Here is a 16,719-nt window from a genome sequence, read left to right on the forward strand (position 1 = left end):
AACAAGCTCGGGGATAAAAAGCGGGTAAGAAAAGTGTGATAAACCCTTGACCTTGGATTTAACTCTAAGGTTTATACTAAGGCTTATGTGGAAAGTAACGGGAACTGGATATGTACCGAATCGGTGAGTTGGCGAGTGAGTGTGAGGTAAAGGCCGATACCCTGCGTTTCTACGAGAAACATGGCTTATTGGCCCCATCGATGCGCAGCGATGCCGGTTATCGCCTTTACACCCAGCAGGATGCCCAGCGTTTGCGCTTTATCCTGCGGGCGAAGGCGGTGGGCTTTACCCTGGCAGAGATCACAGAGCTGCTCTCTATCGAGTTGGATAAATCCAATTGGGCCTGCAGCGATGTAAAGGGGATGGTGGATATTAAGCTGACCCAAGTGGAAGCCAAAATTGCCGAGCTGGACGCCTTTAGAGTGTCACTGCAACGCCTGTCCGATGCCTGTTGTGGCGGACCGGAAAGCGCGGAGCACTGCTCAATTCTAGAGGCGCTGGAATCGAATGATAAAATGATAATCAGGTGACCTGTGAAACTCACTCAGCAGTGAACAAATCAGCCAATCGAGCTAAAGGGTAATAAACATCATGTTATTGAGTAATTTTATCGATCTGTTTTTAGAGTCGGCCCCCTGGTTGATGATGGGATTAATCCTGGCCGGTATGTTAAAGATGTTTGTGCCTATGAGTTGGATGCATAAGCAGCTCGGCGGGCATGGGGTAAAAACCACGATCAAGGCGGCCCTTCTAGGTGCGCCTTTGCCTCTGTGTTCTTGTGGGGTGATCCCGGCTGCGGTAGGGCTGAGGCGTTCGGGGGCATCTAAGGCGGCGACCACTTCCTTTTTAGTATCGACCCCAGAGACTGGCATCGACTCGGTCAGTGTTTCTTATGTGTTGCTTGGACCTTTTATGGCTGTGGTAAGACCCATAGCGGCCGTGAGCAGTGCCATTGTCGCCGGTTTATTAGTTGGGCGGGATGAAGCCGAGGCGAAGATTGAGTCGCAAGAGAATGCCGCAAACAGAGAAGTCGTTAAGGCAGAACCCGTTTCTAGCTGCTGTAGCAGCAGTAAACAAGAGGCTAAGGCAGAGTCAGTTTCTAGCTGTTGCAGCAGTAGTAAACAAGAGGCTAAGGCAGAATCTGTTTCTAGTTGTTGCAGCAGTAGTAAACAAGAGGCTAAGGCAGAACCCGTTTCTAGCTGCTGTAGCAGTAAGCAAGAGGCTAAGTCTGAGTCAGAACTTAAGACAGAACTTAAGCCAGAGACTAAGCAGACCTCCAGCTGCTGTAGCAGTAAGCAGGAAGCGAAGACAGAATTGGAAAACAGATCAGTGTTATCACGTATGGGCAAAGGTCTACAGTATGCCGCCACAGATCTAGTGCGCGATACCACAGTCTGGTTGCTTATCGGTCTGTTCTTCGCAGCGTTAGTGCAAACTTACGTACCCGGTGATTTCATGGCCAAGTGGGGCGATGGCATACTGGCTATGTTGGTGATGGTGCTGATCTCTGTGCCTATGTATATCTGCGCCACGGCATCGACCCCAATTGCTGCTGGTCTGCTATTGGCCGGTGTCTCGCCCGGCGCCGTGTTGGTGTTTATGCTGGCCGGTCCTGCGACTAACATTGCCACCTTAGGTGTGGTCACCAAGGAGCTGGGGAAGCGTGCGCTTTACGGTTATCTCGGCGGTGTACTCGGGGTTGCGCTGATCTCAGGGGTGATAGTCAACTACCTGGTGGCGACCTTTGGCTTTGTGGTGATGCCGCAAGTGGGTGAGCAGCACAGTCTGTTGCCCGCGCCGGTAGTCTATACATCCGGAATCATCTTAGCCCTCTTGATGCTAAGAGTTTTATTCAACAAATTGCCGAAAAACTGGTGGCGCCGAGATTGCTGTTCATAAGCGAGACAAGAAAAAGTGCGACAAGAAAAAGCCTGACAGGAAAAGTATGGCAGTAAAAACAAAAGGCACTCATAAGAGTGCCTTTGTTGATCTGATTGGCAATGATGCCGTTAAAAGCCCAAATCCTTAGAAATCGGCTTCTGTGGTATTACCTTCAGTAACAGCAATGGCTTGCTGATCGCTGAAGATCTTCACCGGTGCAGTAAGATCATCGGCAGGGTTGGTAGACTCAGGATCATCATTCTGGGCACTACAGGTATAACCTAGGCTGTATGTACCAGCAGCTACGAAACCAAACTCGTACTCATAGCCGGTCACATTGTCATTCTCATCTAGCACTTCGTTAACGCGGGCGGCAGAGAGCGGAGCGACCTGAGGAGCAACAACGTCAGCAGCTGGACGGAAATCGACCATGTTAGCCAGATCGGTAGCATCCGGGTAGAGGTACACTGCATGGCTAAATGTTGAACCGCCAAAATCGGTTTCACAATCCGTCATGGCTGTATCGCTAACCATACCGTGGATGGCGCCCACTTCGGCATTATTGACTAATTGCACTGAGGTAGGTTTGAGTGTCCAGTAGGCTTTATTGCCATGTGGCGCCTGCAGGCCCTGATTTAGGTCAAACTCGGCCACGAAGTCATTGTTACCTGCGGCTATGGTGAATTGTTTATTGAAGAAGAGGCGACCCGAATTTGCCTCATCGGCGCCGACACCGCCACAACTACCATTACTGTTGGTGGTTAAACCTTCGATACCTGTGTCAGTTTCTACATAAGAACCATCTGGATTAGCGACTTCATCTCGCTGCATGTAGATACACATCTGGTATTCACCCACAGGCACTTCGACACCTGTGATGAGAGGCTCTATCTCTTGCCCCTGAACCGTCAGCAGATCCACATGTTTCAGTTCGCCGTTTTCGGTGACATCGAAAGAGAGTGGATCGCCGCCGTCAACGGGTTTGAGTACCACTTGTTTAAAGGCGATGTTGACGACTTTGGCATTGGCTGGATTATCTGAAACCCCTAAGCTTACCTTACCAACATCATCTTTTTTATCATCACCACCACAGGCGGCGAGCAGAGCTGTGAGTGAGAGGGCAATTATTGATTTAGTGTACTTCATAAGATACCTATTCATCAGTTTAGAATCATGGGTTAAGGACAGTGCTCAAGCGCCGCAGCAGGTCACTGTTGAACATAAAAAGTGAACCCACACTGCGCCACTAAAACGCTTTGTAGATAGAATTTAGGATAGTGGATTATAAGGTGAAGTCCACTATTTATGGGCTTTTTGTCGCATTTTCGTGAAAATATTGTTGAGAAAATTATCTCAATGACGTAAAGCGACAAAGCATTGACTATAGTCAAAAAAATAGGGTTAAAAAACGGGCGTTTTAACCATAAAAAAATCGATTTATCACCAAGACATTGATGATAAATCGATTCAGATTTTGTTTTAGATTTTGTTTTAGACTGCAGCCAAGTTTACAGCTTAATTCACCCTTGAATTAACACTCGCTTAGCGGGGGGGAAATCGGCCTTAAGCTTTTAATTCCGCATTGTGATAGACGTTTTGCACATCGTCACAATCTTCCAGTGCCGCGATAAACTTCTCGAACTGCTCAATCACTTCAGGATCGGTTATTTCTGTCATGGTTTGCGGCACGAAGGCGATCTCTTCCACTTCCAGCTCAGTATCTGGCATGGCATCGTTCAGTGCGGTTTTCGCCTTGTTAAACTCTGTGTGAGGTGCAAAGACGCTGATGATACCCTCTTCCACTTCGATGTCGGCTACGTCCACATCGGCCATCATTAACAGCTCAAGTACGGCTTCTTCATCCTCACCCTTAAAGGCAAAGACGGCTTGATGGTCGAACATATGGCCAACAGTGCCTGGGCCGCCAAGCTTAGCATCGTTTTTCACGAAGGCCTGACGCACTTCGGTGAAAGTACGTTTGCCGTTGTCGGTAAGACAATCGACTATCACCATAGCGCCGCCAGGGCTAAAGCCTTCGTAACGTGCGGTTTCATAATCTTCACCAGCGCCGCCTTTGGCTTTTTCCAATGCGCGCTCAATCACATGAGCAGGCACCTGATCTTTTTTCGCCTTAGCGATCATGTGGCGCAGGGACAAGTTGCCGTCGGGATCGGGGCCGCCATTTTTTGCGCAAACATAGAGTTCTTTCCCGTAGCGAGAATAAAGTCTCGTTTTTTGTCCAGCCGTTTTGGCCATAGATTCTTTGCGGTTTTGGTACGCTCTTCCCATCTTTGCTCAATCTCTGTGCTAAAAAAATTGCGGCAATTTTAGCAGCTTTATTGGCAGTTTTGCAGACTTGAAGCCGGATTTTATCGATTCCTTGGCCTGGGCTGAGTTTTTTAGCGTTTGAGTTCGAGAAACTCTGGGATCTCCAGCACTTCATCGGGCCTGTTCTCCAGTAGTGTCTGATAGAAAAACTCGATAAAGGCGCGGTATTTTCGGGGTAAGTAGGCGCGGCGAGGAAAGCTGAGCGTGACACAGGTTTGTGCCATGGGGAAATCCTGGAGCAGGCTGACTAATGTGCCCTCCTGTAGGGCGTTTTGTGCGATGAGATTCGGCACTGTGGCTATGCCCAAACCTTCGATTGCCGCTTCTCGTGCTAGGGTCACATTATTGACCGACAGCTGGGCTTCTGGCTCAACCGTGAGCCATTTTTTGCCATCAAACAGGGTCCAGCCGCCATCGATATGGGTCGATTTTAATTGGATTGCCTTGTGATCTTGCAGCTCATCTGGGGTTTTAGGCTCGCCATATTTTGCCAGGTAGCTAGGGCTGGCCATCAAAGATTTGACCGTATTGAGCACCCGATAGGACTGTAATCTGGGATCGGCCACCTCGGCGACCTGGAACAGGATATCCACTCCCTCCTCAATCACATCCACTTTGCGGTTGGTTAACTCGGCCTCCATCTTTATCTCGGGATAGCGTTCTAAAAAGCGAGCGAAGATGCGGCCAAAAAACAGCTGACCTAACTCTATGGGGCAAACTATGGCTAAATTGCCCGTGATAGTGTCCTGACTGGCGCTGAGCTGATCTTCGGCGCTTTGCAGATCGATTAAGATCCGCTGGATCTTATTGTAATAGGCACTTCCCGCCTCGGTGAGCTTGAGTGCCCGTGTGGTGCGATACAAAAGCTGCACACCTGAGTCGGTTTCCAACTCGGCAATCTTTCGGCTAACAGTGGCCTTAGTCAAACCTAGGGCTTTGGCGGCTTTAGTAAAGCTGCCTTTCTCCACCACTTGGGCAAACATCTGAATACGGTTTAAATCCATTATTGTTACACCAGTGAAACAGTTAGTAATTTTTTAGGTATCTAATAAATATTATAAGACAGTAGTAAACTGTGTGACCTAGATCAAGATTTATTTGGAGTCACAATGTCAAAGCGCCGATTGTTAATTTTGTTCCCTCTAGTGGGACTGACTCTCATTGTGGGAGGGGTTTATTGGTGGCAGCAGATCCGCTTTGTCGAGTCCACAGACAATGCCTACGTGGAAGCGGATATCTCCAACATCAGTGTCAAGGTGCCAGGCTATGTGGTCAGCACAGATGTGACAGATAATCAGCATGTTAAGAAAGGCCAGTTGCTGGCGGTGTTAGAGTCAGATCAATACCGGGCTAAGGTTGCCCAGAGCCAGGCCAATTTTGACAGCAGCAATGCCGAACTGCAGACCCTGGCGGCGAAAGTCGCGCTGCAACACGCACTTATCCGCCAGGCGAGTGCGGCGGTTACCACGGCCAAGGCCGAGCAGGTACGCGCCTCTCAGCAGTTAACACGCACCAATCAGCTTAAACATCAGGATTACAGCTCCCAGGATGAAGTGGATCAGGCCAAAGCGGACTTCGATTCGGCGGTGGGGCATCTCGATGAGGCCAACGCCGCGCTGGTGGCCAGGCAAGCGGAGCTGGAGGTGCTGAACGCGCAATTTGTGCAGAGTCAGTCTCAGGTGGATTTAGCTAAGGCCGGGCTCGATCTGGCACAAATTCAGCTTGCGGATACTCAGATCCGCGCCCCCTTCGATGGGGTGATAGGCAAGCGTGGCGCCCTGTCCGGCCAATATGTACAGCCAGGACAAGCGCTTTATAGTTTGGTACCAGAGGGCAAGGTGTGGATCACGGCCAATTTTAAAGAGACCCAGATCCAACATATGCAGCCAGGGCAGCAAGTACAGGTCTATCTCGATGCGTTTCCCGACAAAGCCTTTACAGGTGTTATCGATAGTCTGTCACCGGCTTCTGGTGCCAAATTCAGTCTGTTACCGGCGGAGAATGCCACGGGTAACTTCACTAAGATAGTGCAGCGAATTCCGGTGCGTATCCGCCTGGAGCTGGATTCGAGCGAGCGTATCGTCCCCGGCCTGAGTGCCGTGGTTAAGGTCGATACCCGCGACGACCCTCAGTCTCGTGCCCTCGCTAATAACACTAAGGCTGCACAATGAGCGAGCTTGCCCTGGACTCACAGACCGACATTCCTCAAGGCTATGAGCGGGGGAGTTTTCGCTCCTGGATAGGGGTGATGGCGGGTCTGATCGGCGCCTTTATGGCGATTCTGGATATTCAGATCACCAACGCTTCGATGAAGGAGATCCAGGGCAGTCTGGGGGCGACTCTGGAGGAGGGCTCCTGGATCTCCACCGCCTATCTGGTGGCCGAAATGATCGCCATTCCTCTCTCGGGCTGGCTGAGTCAGGGCTTGTCGGTCAGGCGCTACCTGCTGTGGAGCACAACGGCCTTTATTCTGGCATCTATTTTGTGCTCTCTCTCCTGGAATCTGGAGTCCATGATAGTCTTTCGCGCCCTGCAGGGATTCTTCGGCGGCGCGCTTATTCCCCTGGCGTTTCGCTTGATTCTGGAGCTGTTGCCCGATAATAAACGGGCGACCGGCATGGCGCTCTTTGGGGTGACAGCCACTTTTGCGCCCTCTATCGGCCCGACACTGGGCGGTTGGCTGACCGAGCAATTTAGCTGGCACTATCTGTTCTACATCAATCTGCCGCCCGGACTGCTGGTGCTGGGGATGCTCGCCTATGGCTTGCAGGCTAAACCCATAGCCTGGCAACAATTGAAAAACGCCGACTATTCGGGGATCCTTACCATGGCGCTGGGGATGGGGTGTCTGGAGGTGGTGCTGGAGGAGGGCAACCGCAAAGACTGGTTTGGCAGCGATCTTATCCAATCTCTGGCGATTATCGCGGCGCTCAATTTAAGCCTGTTTGTCTATATTCAGCTGAAGAAAAGTGCGCCTCTGGTTAACCTCAGATTATTAGGGCAGAGGGATTTTGCGCTGTCCACTATCGCCTATTTTCTGCTTGGGCTGGCGCTGTTTGCCTCTATCTATATGATCCCCCTCTACCTGTCGCAGATCCACAACTATACACCGCTGGAGATAGGCGAAGTGATCATGTGGATGGGATTCCCCCAGTTACTGGTATTGCCCCTGGTGCCTCGGCTGGTGGAGCGTTTCGATGCCCGCTATCTTGCCGCATTCGGTTTTGCCCTGTTCGGGCTGAGCAACTATTTGAACAGCCAGATGACGCTGGATTTTGCAGGTGATCAGATGGTGCTGGCGCAGATAGTGCGCGCACTAGGACAGCCCTTTGTGATTGTGCCCATAGGCATAGTGGCCACCATGCATCTGCATAAGAGTGAGAACGCATCGGCCTCGACCGTGCTTAACGTGATACGCAACCTAGGCGGCGCCTGCGGCATTGCTTTGGTGTCGACCCTTATCGATGTGCAGTACCGTACCCATTTTGCCGATATGAAGCAGACGGTCAGCGCCGTGAGCAGCCAAGCCTATGAATATCTTAATCAAACCACTCAGATGTTAATTCAGGGCGGGTCCGATCCCATTACTGCCAAGGCGCAGGCCAATGCGCTGCTGGCGAAAACCATGATGCAGCAGGCCTATATTCAGGCCTACAACGATGTGTTTTTGATCATCTCTGGATTACTTTTGATCGCCGTCCTGTCTGTGGTGCTGATCAGAAAACCGACTCAGGCCTAGTGCTGTTTATCCTGTGGCTTTGTCTGTATGCTAGGTCGGCTTAATTGGAGAAGGAGTCGCGGGTGAATTGGCAAGATTATGGCTTTGCAGAACTGACCACAAAGCAGTTGTATCAGTTACTTAAAACTCGGGTGGATATTTTCGTTGTGGAGCAGAACTGTCCTTATCCTGAGCTGGACGGTAAAGATTGTTTGTCCGATACCCGCCATCTACTGGCCACAGATGAACAGGGCTCAGTTTTGGCCTATGCCAGAGTGCTGGCGCCCGGGGTGAGTTATTCAGATGCCAGCATTGGCAGAGTATTAGTGGTCGAAGCGGCGCGCAATCAGGGACTGGCCTTTGAGTTGATGCAGCGCGCTATCGCTATCGCCAGACGTCAATGGCCACAGACGGCGATTCAGATCGGCGCTCAGGCACATCTGCAAGGGTTTTATCAAGGTCTGGGGTTTGTCACCGAGTCGGCGGTTTATCTGGAGGACGGTATTCCTCACGTGGACATGCGGTTGGCGGCAATGGATTAGAGCCTGTTTCTGACAGAATAAAGGAGCACAAATGGTGCTCCTTTATGTCGGGAAATCATCTTCTTATTAGCTAAGCTATGGAGATGTTAGTTCCTCAAGTGGATCTTTGGACTATCGTCAATATCCCCGTATCTATCTATGGTAGATAGTCGATCGTGTTGCGCGATAACGGCCAGAGGTCCAGATGGCAAATGACGGACGAACAACAGCCGATAACCAAATCGGTGCAGGTTATAGAGGGAAATTTTTTGCTCGGCACTCATCAAAGTCCAATGTTCTTCGCTATGCCGTACTATCCCACGCCTGTCTTGCAGTTGCTGTACTATTTGCATCTTTATTATCTTTATGCGTATGAAGGCTAATGCAGCCATTCTTTAAAAGGTAAGCCTTAATCCAGCTAAATCTTGCTCGATTAAAATTTACCTGTGCAGTCTAGCTTTTTATATCTGCGCATTAATTGAACGAGATCAATTTATCGGTCAATTTCTCAGTATTTTTGACTCTTTTGTGTCGAACATAACACTGTTTAATCTATCCCCAATAGTGAAGTCTGCTGTTTTTGTCTTTTAATTTTCGCTTAAAAGTGGTTAATGCTCATTTAAGCAATAGCTTTTGACTGCTTTGGTATCGCTTGATGATCGCCTTTTTATCCTCTTTCTATATGGATCTCCCGTACTGGGCAGGGGATGGTGATCCCGGCTTCTTGCAATGCGTTTATCAGTGCTAAGTTCACTTGATACTTATGCTGATAGTAATGTTGCGTGGGGATCCAGTAACGTATGCCAAGTTCAATGCCAATGCTGTTAAACCCCTCAATGCCTATCTGGGCCGCTCTCTCCTGGCTGATGGCGGGATTATTCGCCAGTAGATTGTTGAGTATGGCGATCACTCGATCCACATCTGTATCGTATTGCAGATTAAAGTGAGTAGTTACTAATTTGAACTCGAAGGAGTTGTGGAGTATCTCCCCAATAATGTGTTTATTAGGGATAGAGATCACTTCCCCCTCTTCGTTGGTTAATAGGGTCAAGCCTAAATGGATCTCTTTGACGACACCGCTAACCCCTTTGACTTCGATAGTATTGCCTATAACAAAAGGGCGAGTGACGATTATGGTGATCCCGGCGGCATAGTTAGACAGCATCCCCTGCAGGGCTAAACCCGCACCGAGAGAGGCGGCACCTATCGCGGCGACCATAGGGGTAATACTGATCCCGAGTTTTCCCAGTGCTATCACGGCGAAGATGATGAGCACTAAAATACGCACTAAGTTAGAGACAAAATTGCTCAGGGTGATGTCGATATCATGTTTCTTAAACTGATTGGCGACGATATGGGAGCTCTTATTGGCGACCCAAAGTCCTAGCAGTAAGATAAGTGTCGCCCCAACCAGCTGAAAGCTATAATTGACCAGAAATTCGGTCAGTAGATCGTAGACATTTTGCAGCTGTGCCAGCTCCTGCTCTAAACCATTTTCATTCATCGTTTTGTCCCTGAACTCTGTGTCGATTTCATTCATGTTACTTAATTTTCAACGATTTGATAACGCTAATCTGATACTTGTCAACCAGAGTCTCAAAGCGTGAGAGGCTTCAAGCTCTGCTTATCATGTCGCCTAAGCTGCCTCTGATTAGGTTATAGTTGAAACGAGCCAATCGGGTATAAAAATTGATTAGGAAAAAGTATGAAAGCAACTGTAATAAAAGTGATGCTACTGGCTCTAGGTATCTTGATCTCCCTAACTGTATGGGCAGCAGAACTGGCAATGGACGACACACTTCCGGCCTTTGAACTGCAGGATCAACATGAACAGACCATGAGACTGACTGAGGATACGCGCATCTTGCTATTTAGCCGGGGAATGCAGGCGAGTGAGACAATCAATCAGGCCTTGACCTCTTTGAGCTCAGAAAAGCTGCCGCAAGATCTGCTTTATGTGGCCGATATCAGCGCTATGCCCTCATTGATAGCTAAGTTTGTTGCCCTGCCGCAGATGCGTGATCTGCCCTTTAGGATTGCACTGGACAGCGAGGGGGAGCTAACCCGAGACTGGCCCGGCGATGCTAAGCGCGCCACTGTGATTAAGCTTGAGCGTTTGACTGTTATCTCTATGACTCAGGTCGGCAGTAGCGAAGCCTTGCTTGAGGCCATTAAATAAATTTTCATTTCTCTCTCTATATCCTGCTTATTTTTGTCCCCATCTTATCTCGTTTTCAGCTTAATAACTTGCTGTTTATTAACGCCTTTATTTAAGGTATTTGTTTGACTATATTCAAAGGTATAAAAAGTTGCTTTTTAAGCATAAAAATTCATTGCTATCAGATAAAAAATAGCGTTTACTTCGCACGATTTTTTTTACTGAGTTAACCACATCACTTTCACTTTGTTATGGAGATACTGGCGAGATGAGCCAATTTCAAGCGATTGATGTCAATGAGTATTACGACACTAACACCTTTGAACGTATTAAATCGTTTGCCGCCGACAAACCCACCCCGTTTGTCGTGATCGATACCCAGATTATTGCGAAACAATATGACGACATGGTGCGTAATTTTCCTTACGCCAACGTTTATTATGCTGTGAAAGCAAACCCCGCCCCCGAAGTGCTCAGTCTGCTGCGCGATAGAGGGTCGAATTTCGATATCGCCTCTATTTATGAACTCGATATGGTGATGAACCTTGGTGTCACCACAGACAGAGTCAGCTATGGTAACACCATTAAGAAACGTAAAGATGTGCGTGAATTTTACGCCAGAGGCGTGCGTATGTTCGCCTCGGATTCTGAAGCGGATCTGCGTATGTTGGCAGAAGAAGCACCGGGTGCCCGTATCTATGTGCGTATCCTGACCGAAGGGACTCACACGGCAGACTGGCCTTTATCGCGCAAGTTTGGCTGTCAGAATGAGATGGCCTATGAGCTTTTGGTGTTAGCCAAGGAGCTTGGTCTTGAGCCCTATGGCATCTCTTTCCACGTCGGTTCGCAGCAGCGTGATATCGGCGCTTGGGATTCTGCCATCGGCAAGGTGAAGGTGATTTTCGACCGTCTGCAGGAAGAGCACGACATCAAGCTGAAGATGATCAACTTAGGCGGTGGCTTCCCGGCCAATTACCTGGATAAAACCAATGAACTGGAGATGTACGCCCAAGAGATCACTCACTTTCTTAAGGACGACTTTGGTGACGATCTGCCTGAGATCATCCTGGAGCCTGGCCGCTCCTTGCTCTCTAACGCAGGTGTCTTAGTTTCTGAGGTGGTGCTGATCAGCAAGAAATCCTATACGGCGCTGGAACGCTGGGTGTTTACCGATGTGGGTAAATTCTCGGGTCTGATTGAAACCATGGATGAGGCGATCAAATTCCCCATCTACACCGAGCGTCAGGGTGAGCTGGATAAATGCGTGATCGCCGGCCCTACCTGCGACAGTGCCGATATCATGTATGAGCATTACAGCTATGGTTTGCCAACAGATTTAGCCATTGGCGATCGCATGTATTGGTTAACCGCCGGTGCCTATACTACCACCTATTCGGCAGTCTGTTTTAACGGTTTCCCACCGCTTAAGGACTACTACCTCTAAGCTTGTCTGGTCGCTGGTTCGATTTTGAGCCAGCGACCTTTTGTTTTTGCTCCTCGTCTAGGCACTCTTCTCTGTTTTTTTAACTCTGCTTTTTAAACTCTGCTTTTTAATCTTGTGTGGCTTTGCCATCATGCGAGTATGATTTTCCCCGATTGGTTTTGCGCTCACCGCTAAACAAACTGGCATCACTGGGTGTAATTGCTATATTTTCACAGCGATAGATAAACAAGTTTGGTTAATTTTTTACATCAATCACGGGATTGCGTTTCAATAAAAATGTGATGAGGTTAACCTTATCGCCTTGGTTACTCAGTTAAAGTCCAAGGTGTAAGAATTTTATATTCAAAAATGAAAGGGGTTTACATAATGTCAGATGTATTTCATTTAGGCCTGACCAAAGCCATGCTCGACGGTGCCACTCTGGCGATCGTTCCGGGCGATCCAGAGCGAGTGAAGCGTATTGCCGAGTTGATGGATAATCCCACCTTCCTTGCCAGTCATAGGGAATATACAAGTTACCTCGCCTATTTGGATGGTAAGCCTGTGGTGGTCTGCTCGACCGGTATTGGCGGCCCATCTACATCGATTGCAGTGGAGGAGTTGGCTCAGTTAGGGGTGAGCACTTTCCTACGCGTCGGTACCACGGGGGCGATTCAGCCTCAGGTTAATGTGGGGGATGTGATAGTGACTCAGGCCTCGGTTCGCCTCGATGGTGCCAGTCTGCATTTTGCGCCACTCGAGTTTCCTGCAGCGGCCAACTTCGAATGTACCACGGCCATGGTTGCCGCCTGTCGCGATGCGGGTATCGAGCCCCATGTGGGCATTACCGCCTCATCGGATACCTTCTACCCAGGCCAAGAGCGTTACGATACCGTATCTGGCCGAGTAACCCGACGTTTTGCCGGTTCGATGAAAGAGTGGCAGGAGATGGGCGTGCTCAACTACGAGATGGAGTCGGCGACTCTGTTTACCATGTGTGCGACCCAGGGCTGGCGTGCAGCCTGTGTGGCTGGGGTGATAGTTAACCGTACCCAACAAGAGATCCCTGATGAAGCAACCATGAAGAAAACCGAGACTAGCGCGGTATCTATCGTGGTAGCTGCGGCGAGAAAACTACTGGCTTAATCTCAGGTTTTATCCAATAAAAAAGGCGCAATTAGCGCCTTTTTTGATCCCATAACGGGTACAAAACCAGTTAGGGGATTAGAAGTGGTACTGAGCGATCACTGAGTAGGTGTTCTGATCCACGCCTTTCACGCCATATTTGTTTTTCCAGTAATCGTACTCAAAGCCCACTAAGAGTTTGTTTTTCTTTTGTGAACCGAAAATGGTTGCACCTAAGTCATACTTGATTTGTGGGTTGATGTGCAGGTTCTCTTCATAACTATTGTTGCTGCTGGCAAATACCCAGTCGATGAAACCGTCAAATACGATGGCCGAATCACCAACAGGGAAATCCATTCTAAATACTGGGGTCAGCTGCCAACCATCGCTGAGATTGCCATTGCTGATGGCGTCACGGCGGTAAGTATTCAGGCTGAAGTAGGTGAAATAGGGAATAGCGAAGTCTAAGCCCATACCGTAAAGGAAGCTCTCTACTGGGCCTTCGCCCTCTTCAAGGGTCAGGGCGACAGAGACATCGGTAATAGGACCAAACTTAAACTCTTGGCCAGTGATCTTACCTAGGCTGAAGCGGGGAGAGAGTTCACCATAGGTGGTATTGCTTTCACCGTTTGAGTTATTGAAAAAGATGAAATCCTGGAAGGCGAACCAGTCACCGTATTTCCAGCCACCGGCCGTTTCTAGGGTGAAAGTGGTCTGTTTGTCAGATGGTGCTAAATCATAGTCACTGCCATGTAGCGCAGTCACGCTTGCATCCCACCATTGGATCATATCGTCAGCGACGGCAGGTTGCGCCGCAAGGAGTGCTAGTGCTAGCCAATTATACTTCTTCATCGGGTACCTTCTATTTTGGGGTTAGGCTTATTTTGCGAACAATCTAGCCCTGGTTAGCCATATATTGCTGCTTTTTTATTCGCCAAGAGGTTATTTGCGTGGGAGTATAAGGGATTTAACTATTATGCAAAATCCTAAACAGTGGATTAGTCGACGATTGATAACAGTTTTTTTTCATATTGAGACAGGCGTCAATGTTGACATAATATGTCGCCAATCTAAAAAAGACCTGATATAGTCAATTAATGGACACTCTCATTTCAGGGGGAAATATGGAGTTTTCAAGTCTTATCTTTATCTGGCTATTGCTGGGGATCATCTTGATGCTGGCGGAGATCATTCTGCCTGGCGGTATAGTGATTTTCTTAGGACTCGCCTGTCTGGTGGTCGCAAGTGCCTTGGCGCTGGGGATTGTGCATGGTTTAGTGCAATCCATGACACTTTGGTTTATCGCATCCATCGTCTTGTTACTCAGTTTTCGTCATATTACTCAAAGGTGGGTCGGTGGTGATTCCCATGTGGGTAATACCGATGAAGAGCTGGATATTTATCATCAAACAGCGTTGGTTAAGGTCACTATTGGCCCTGGTCAGCAACAGGGACGGGTCGAGTTTAAGGGCTCTGAGTGGCCAGCTTTAGGTGATGGCAGCCTGATTGAAGCGGGTAGCAACGTCAGGGTGATCTGCCGTGAAAATATTGCCTTAGTGGTTGAACCCATTAACGATTGATTAGGGAGGGATCTATGTTCATATTTACGTTAGTCATACTGTTTGTCTTTTTTATTCTCTATAAGCTGCTATTGATTGTACCCATGCGCGAAGTGCATGTGATAGAGCGTCTTGGTAAGTTCAGGGTAGTGTTAATGCCCGGATTTCATTTTCTGATCCCCTTTTTCGACCGCGTCGCCTATCGGCACGATACCCGTGAGCAGGTGCTAGATGTGCCGCCTCAGAGCTGTATTTCTAAAGATAACACCCAATTAGAAGTGGACGGCCTGGTTTATCTTAAGGTGATGGATGGCCGCCTGGCCAGCTATGGCATCGAAGATTATCGCCGCGCCGCAGTGAATCTGGCGCAAACCACTATGCGTTCGGAAATCGGTAAGCTGAGCCTGAGTGAGACCTTCTCTGAGCGGGATAACCTTAATGAATCCATAGTACGGGAGATAGACAAGGCCTCAGATCCTTGGGGGATCAAGGTGCTGCGTTATGAGATTAAGAACATCACTCCGTCACGCAAGGTGATCCACACCCTAGAGAAACAGATGGAGGCGGAGCGGCGTAAACGCGCCGAGATCACCCTGGCCAATGCTGAGAAGGCGGCGATGATTAACCTGTCGGAAGGGGAGCGTCAGGAGGCGATCAATCTTTCCGAAGGGCAGAAACAAAAACGGATCAACGAAGCTAAGGGGACGGCACAAGAGATAGCTATCGTCGCCCGCGCTAAGGCGCAGGCCATGACTCTGGTCTCCGAGGCCTTAGCGTTAGAGGGCGGCAATGACGCGATGAATATGCAGCTAAAAGAGCAGTTTATCGTGCAGATAGGCAAGATACTCAATCGCGCGGATATTTCGGTTGTGCCCGCAGAGCTGGCCAAGCTGGAAGGTTTTTTCGAGGGGATGGAGCAGGTGACCCATGCCGTTGGTCAGCAGACCCATTCTCAAACTGCTAGCACAACTGGAGGTCGCTCATGATTGCCAATATCGATACCGATTTAATAGTACTGGCTATCTGGGGGCTGATCTTCGCCATCTTCCTGGTAAAGCTGTTTCAGTCTATCCGTTTGGTGCCTACTAAGTCGGCCTATATAGTCGAGCGTCTGGGTAAGTATCACGCCACCTTAGATGCCGGTTTTCATGCCCTGGTGCCTTTCGTGGATAAAGTGGCTTATATCCATGATCTCAAAGAGGAAACAATCGATGTACCGCCCCAGGAGTGCTTCTCCAGCGATGAAGTTAATGTCGAGGTCGACGGGGTTATCTATATCTCAGTGGTGGACCCAGTCAAGGCCAGTTATGGCGTCACCGACTATCGCTATGCGGCGATTCAGCTGGCGCAGACTACCACACGTTCGGTCATCGGCACTCTGGATTTAGATCGTACCTTCGAGGAGCGCGACGTGATCAGCGCCAAGGTGGTGGAGGTGCTGGATCAGGCTGGCGCCATGTGGGGCATAAGGGTGCATAGGTATGAGATCAAGAATATCACCCCGCCGGAGACGGTCAAAAATGCCATGGAGATGCAGGTCAATGCCGAGCGGGAGCGCCGCGCCTTGCTGGCCAAGAGTGAAGGGGATAAGCAGAGTAAGATCAACCGCTCTGAGGGTGTGAAGGCAGAAACCATCAACCATTCAGAGGGGGAGATGCAGCGCCGCATCAACGAAGCCGAAGGGGTGGCGGAAGAGATCTTAACCATAGCCAAAGCCACGGCCGAATCAATTGAGCGTATGGCCCAAGTGATCTCCGCCCCTGGCGGCAAGAATGTGGTCAGGATGCAGCTTGGCGCCCAATACCTCAAGCAGTTCGATGGCCTGAGTAACAACCCAAGCAAGGTGGTGTTGCCGGGTAATATGATGGATTTCGAACACTGGATGGACAGCATGGGCTTAGAGGAAAGCCGCGACTAATCGCCAAAGGAGCCCAAGGTTGTTTCGGTCAGAGTTTACTGACCTCAGCCTGGGCTCCTGTTATACTGCCAGCCTGATTTTTGGGAGG

The 16,719-nt window shown here is 49.3% G+C and carries 16 protein-coding genes; 11 read left to right on the forward strand and 5 right to left on the reverse strand.

The window, feature by feature from the left end:
• The first annotated feature begins 110 nt into the window (after positions 1–110).
• Positions 111–530, forward strand: coding sequence for a Zn(2+)-responsive transcriptional regulator (zntR, locus tag LZP69_RS12115; RefSeq protein ID WP_234200883.1), 420 nt, complete (start codon positions 111–113; stop codon positions 528–530).
• Positions 531–591: 61 nt separating this feature from the next.
• Entirely contained in the window at positions 592–1,899 is a 1,308-nt protein-coding gene (locus tag LZP69_RS12120; RefSeq protein ID WP_234200884.1) for an SO_0444 family Cu/Zn efflux transporter, read from the forward strand.
• 126 nt (positions 1,900–2,025) lie between these two features.
• Here the strand turns inward: LZP69_RS12120 and LZP69_RS12125 are convergent, their stop codons facing one another.
• From LZP69_RS12125 to LZP69_RS12135, 3 genes are all read right to left on the reverse strand, one after another.
• Complete coding sequence (locus tag LZP69_RS12125) at positions 2,026–3,027, reverse strand: DUF4382 domain-containing protein (protein ID WP_234200885.1); 1,002 nt, start codon at positions 3,025–3,027, stop codon at positions 2,026–2,028.
• Positions 3,028–3,444: 417 nt separating this feature from the next.
• Positions 3,445–4,170, reverse strand: coding sequence for a YebC/PmpR family DNA-binding transcriptional regulator (locus LZP69_RS12130; RefSeq protein WP_234200886.1), 726 nt, complete (start codon positions 4,168–4,170; stop codon positions 3,445–3,447).
• 110 nt (positions 4,171–4,280) lie between these two features.
• The gene (locus LZP69_RS12135; RefSeq protein ID WP_234200887.1) at positions 4,281–5,213 is read right to left on the reverse strand and encodes a LysR family transcriptional regulator; all 933 of its coding nucleotides are present in this window, start codon (positions 5,211–5,213) and stop codon (positions 4,281–4,283) included.
• Positions 5,214–5,318: 105 nt separating this feature from the next.
• On the opposite strand from LZP69_RS12135, the gene LZP69_RS12140 reads away from it, so the two are divergent.
• The 3 genes from LZP69_RS12140 to LZP69_RS12150 all read left to right on the forward strand — a co-directional run bounded on the left by LZP69_RS12140 (position 5,319) and on the right by LZP69_RS12150 (position 8,469).
• On the forward strand, positions 5,319–6,380 hold the full coding sequence (locus tag LZP69_RS12140) for an HlyD family secretion protein (RefSeq protein WP_234200888.1): 1,062 nt from the start codon (positions 5,319–5,321) through the stop codon (positions 6,378–6,380).
• The gene (locus tag LZP69_RS12145) at positions 6,377–7,948 is read left to right on the forward strand and encodes a DHA2 family efflux MFS transporter permease subunit (protein ID WP_234200889.1); all 1,572 of its coding nucleotides are present in this window, start codon (positions 6,377–6,379) and stop codon (positions 7,946–7,948) included. The genes LZP69_RS12140 and LZP69_RS12145 overlap by 4 nt, the downstream gene beginning before the upstream one ends.
• A 62-nt stretch (positions 7,949–8,010) precedes the next feature.
• Positions 8,011–8,469: a GNAT family N-acetyltransferase gene (locus LZP69_RS12150; protein ID WP_234200891.1), complete on the forward strand. Its 459-nt coding sequence runs from the start codon at positions 8,011–8,013 to the stop codon at positions 8,467–8,469.
• Positions 8,470–9,115: 646 nt separating this feature from the next.
• On the opposite strand, the gene LZP69_RS12155 is transcribed toward LZP69_RS12150, so the two are convergent.
• Positions 9,116–9,952: a mechanosensitive ion channel family protein gene (locus tag LZP69_RS12155; RefSeq protein ID WP_234200892.1), complete on the reverse strand. Its 837-nt coding sequence runs from the start codon at positions 9,950–9,952 to the stop codon at positions 9,116–9,118.
• Between the two features lie 201 nt (positions 9,953–10,153).
• Here LZP69_RS12155 and LZP69_RS12160 point away from each other — a divergent pair, with 201 nt between their 5' ends.
• The 3 genes from LZP69_RS12160 to udp all read left to right on the forward strand — a co-directional run bounded on the left by LZP69_RS12160 (position 10,154) and on the right by udp (position 13,175).
• The gene (locus LZP69_RS12160) at positions 10,154–10,627 is read left to right on the forward strand and encodes a hypothetical protein (RefSeq protein ID WP_234200893.1); all 474 of its coding nucleotides are present in this window, start codon (positions 10,154–10,156) and stop codon (positions 10,625–10,627) included.
• 247 nt (positions 10,628–10,874) lie between these two features.
• Complete coding sequence (locus LZP69_RS12165; protein WP_234200894.1) at positions 10,875–12,050, forward strand: type III PLP-dependent enzyme; 1,176 nt, start codon at positions 10,875–10,877, stop codon at positions 12,048–12,050.
• Between the two features lie 366 nt (positions 12,051–12,416).
• Positions 12,417–13,175: a uridine phosphorylase gene (gene udp, locus LZP69_RS12170; protein ID WP_234200895.1), complete on the forward strand. Its 759-nt coding sequence runs from the start codon at positions 12,417–12,419 to the stop codon at positions 13,173–13,175.
• A 78-nt stretch (positions 13,176–13,253) separates the two neighbouring features.
• On the opposite strand, the gene LZP69_RS12175 is transcribed toward udp, so the two are convergent.
• Positions 13,254–14,006 (reverse strand): outer membrane protein OmpK, encoded by a 753-nt coding sequence (locus LZP69_RS12175; RefSeq protein ID WP_234200896.1) that lies wholly within the window; start codon positions 14,004–14,006, stop codon positions 13,254–13,256.
• A 272-nt stretch (positions 14,007–14,278) separates the two neighbouring features.
• Between LZP69_RS12175 and LZP69_RS12180 the strand changes: the two genes are divergently transcribed.
• From LZP69_RS12180 to LZP69_RS12190, 3 genes are read left to right on the forward strand one after another with little or no spacing between them, the layout of a single operon-like run.
• The gene (locus LZP69_RS12180; protein WP_234200897.1) at positions 14,279–14,734 is read left to right on the forward strand and encodes an NfeD family protein; all 456 of its coding nucleotides are present in this window, start codon (positions 14,279–14,281) and stop codon (positions 14,732–14,734) included.
• A gap of 14 nt (positions 14,735–14,748) precedes the next feature.
• Positions 14,749–15,699, forward strand: coding sequence for an SPFH domain-containing protein (locus tag LZP69_RS12185; protein WP_234200898.1), 951 nt, complete (start codon positions 14,749–14,751; stop codon positions 15,697–15,699).
• Positions 15,696–16,631 carry an SPFH domain-containing protein gene (locus tag LZP69_RS12190; RefSeq protein ID WP_234200899.1) on the forward strand — a complete coding sequence of 312 codons (936 nt, stop codon included), beginning with the start codon at positions 15,696–15,698 and terminating at the stop codon, positions 16,629–16,631. The genes LZP69_RS12185 and LZP69_RS12190 overlap by 4 nt, the downstream gene beginning before the upstream one ends.
• The last annotated feature ends 88 nt before the right edge of the window (positions 16,632–16,719 follow it).

The organism is Shewanella sp. AS1 (genome assembly GCF_021412565.1).
Lineage (GTDB): Bacteria > Pseudomonadota > Gammaproteobacteria > Enterobacterales > Shewanellaceae > Shewanella.

Bases quoted from the DNA above. Each gene is read 5' to 3' on its own strand.
- zntR (WP_234200883.1), top strand. From the start codon at position 111: ATGTACCGAATCGGTGAGTTGGCGAGTGAGTGTGAGGTAAAGGCCGAT.
- LZP69_RS12120 (WP_234200884.1), top strand. From the start codon at position 592: ATGTTATTGAGTAATTTTATCGATCTGTTTTTAGAGTCGGCCCCCTGG.
- LZP69_RS12125 (WP_234200885.1), bottom strand. From the start codon at position 3,027: ATGAAGTACACTAAATCAATAATTGCCCTCTCACTCACAGCTCTGCTC.
- LZP69_RS12130 (WP_234200886.1), bottom strand. From the start codon at position 4,170: ATGGGAAGAGCGTACCAAAACCGCAAAGAATCTATGGCCAAAACGGCT.
- LZP69_RS12135 (WP_234200887.1), bottom strand. From the start codon at position 5,213: ATGGATTTAAACCGTATTCAGATGTTTGCCCAAGTGGTGGAGAAAGGC.
- LZP69_RS12140 (WP_234200888.1), top strand. From the start codon at position 5,319: ATGTCAAAGCGCCGATTGTTAATTTTGTTCCCTCTAGTGGGACTGACT.
- LZP69_RS12145 (WP_234200889.1), top strand. From the start codon at position 6,377: ATGAGCGAGCTTGCCCTGGACTCACAGACCGACATTCCTCAAGGCTAT.
- LZP69_RS12155 (WP_234200892.1), bottom strand. From the start codon at position 9,952: ATGAATGAAAATGGTTTAGAGCAGGAGCTGGCACAGCTGCAAAATGTC.
- LZP69_RS12160 (WP_234200893.1), top strand. From the start codon at position 10,154: ATGAAAGCAACTGTAATAAAAGTGATGCTACTGGCTCTAGGTATCTTG.
- LZP69_RS12165 (WP_234200894.1), top strand. From the start codon at position 10,875: ATGAGCCAATTTCAAGCGATTGATGTCAATGAGTATTACGACACTAAC.
- udp (WP_234200895.1), top strand. From the start codon at position 12,417: ATGTCAGATGTATTTCATTTAGGCCTGACCAAAGCCATGCTCGACGGT.
- LZP69_RS12175 (WP_234200896.1), bottom strand. From the start codon at position 14,006: ATGAAGAAGTATAATTGGCTAGCACTAGCACTCCTTGCGGCGCAACCT.
- LZP69_RS12180 (WP_234200897.1), top strand. From the start codon at position 14,279: ATGGAGTTTTCAAGTCTTATCTTTATCTGGCTATTGCTGGGGATCATC.
- LZP69_RS12185 (WP_234200898.1), top strand. From the start codon at position 14,749: ATGTTCATATTTACGTTAGTCATACTGTTTGTCTTTTTTATTCTCTAT.
- LZP69_RS12190 (WP_234200899.1), top strand. From the start codon at position 15,696: ATGATTGCCAATATCGATACCGATTTAATAGTACTGGCTATCTGGGGG.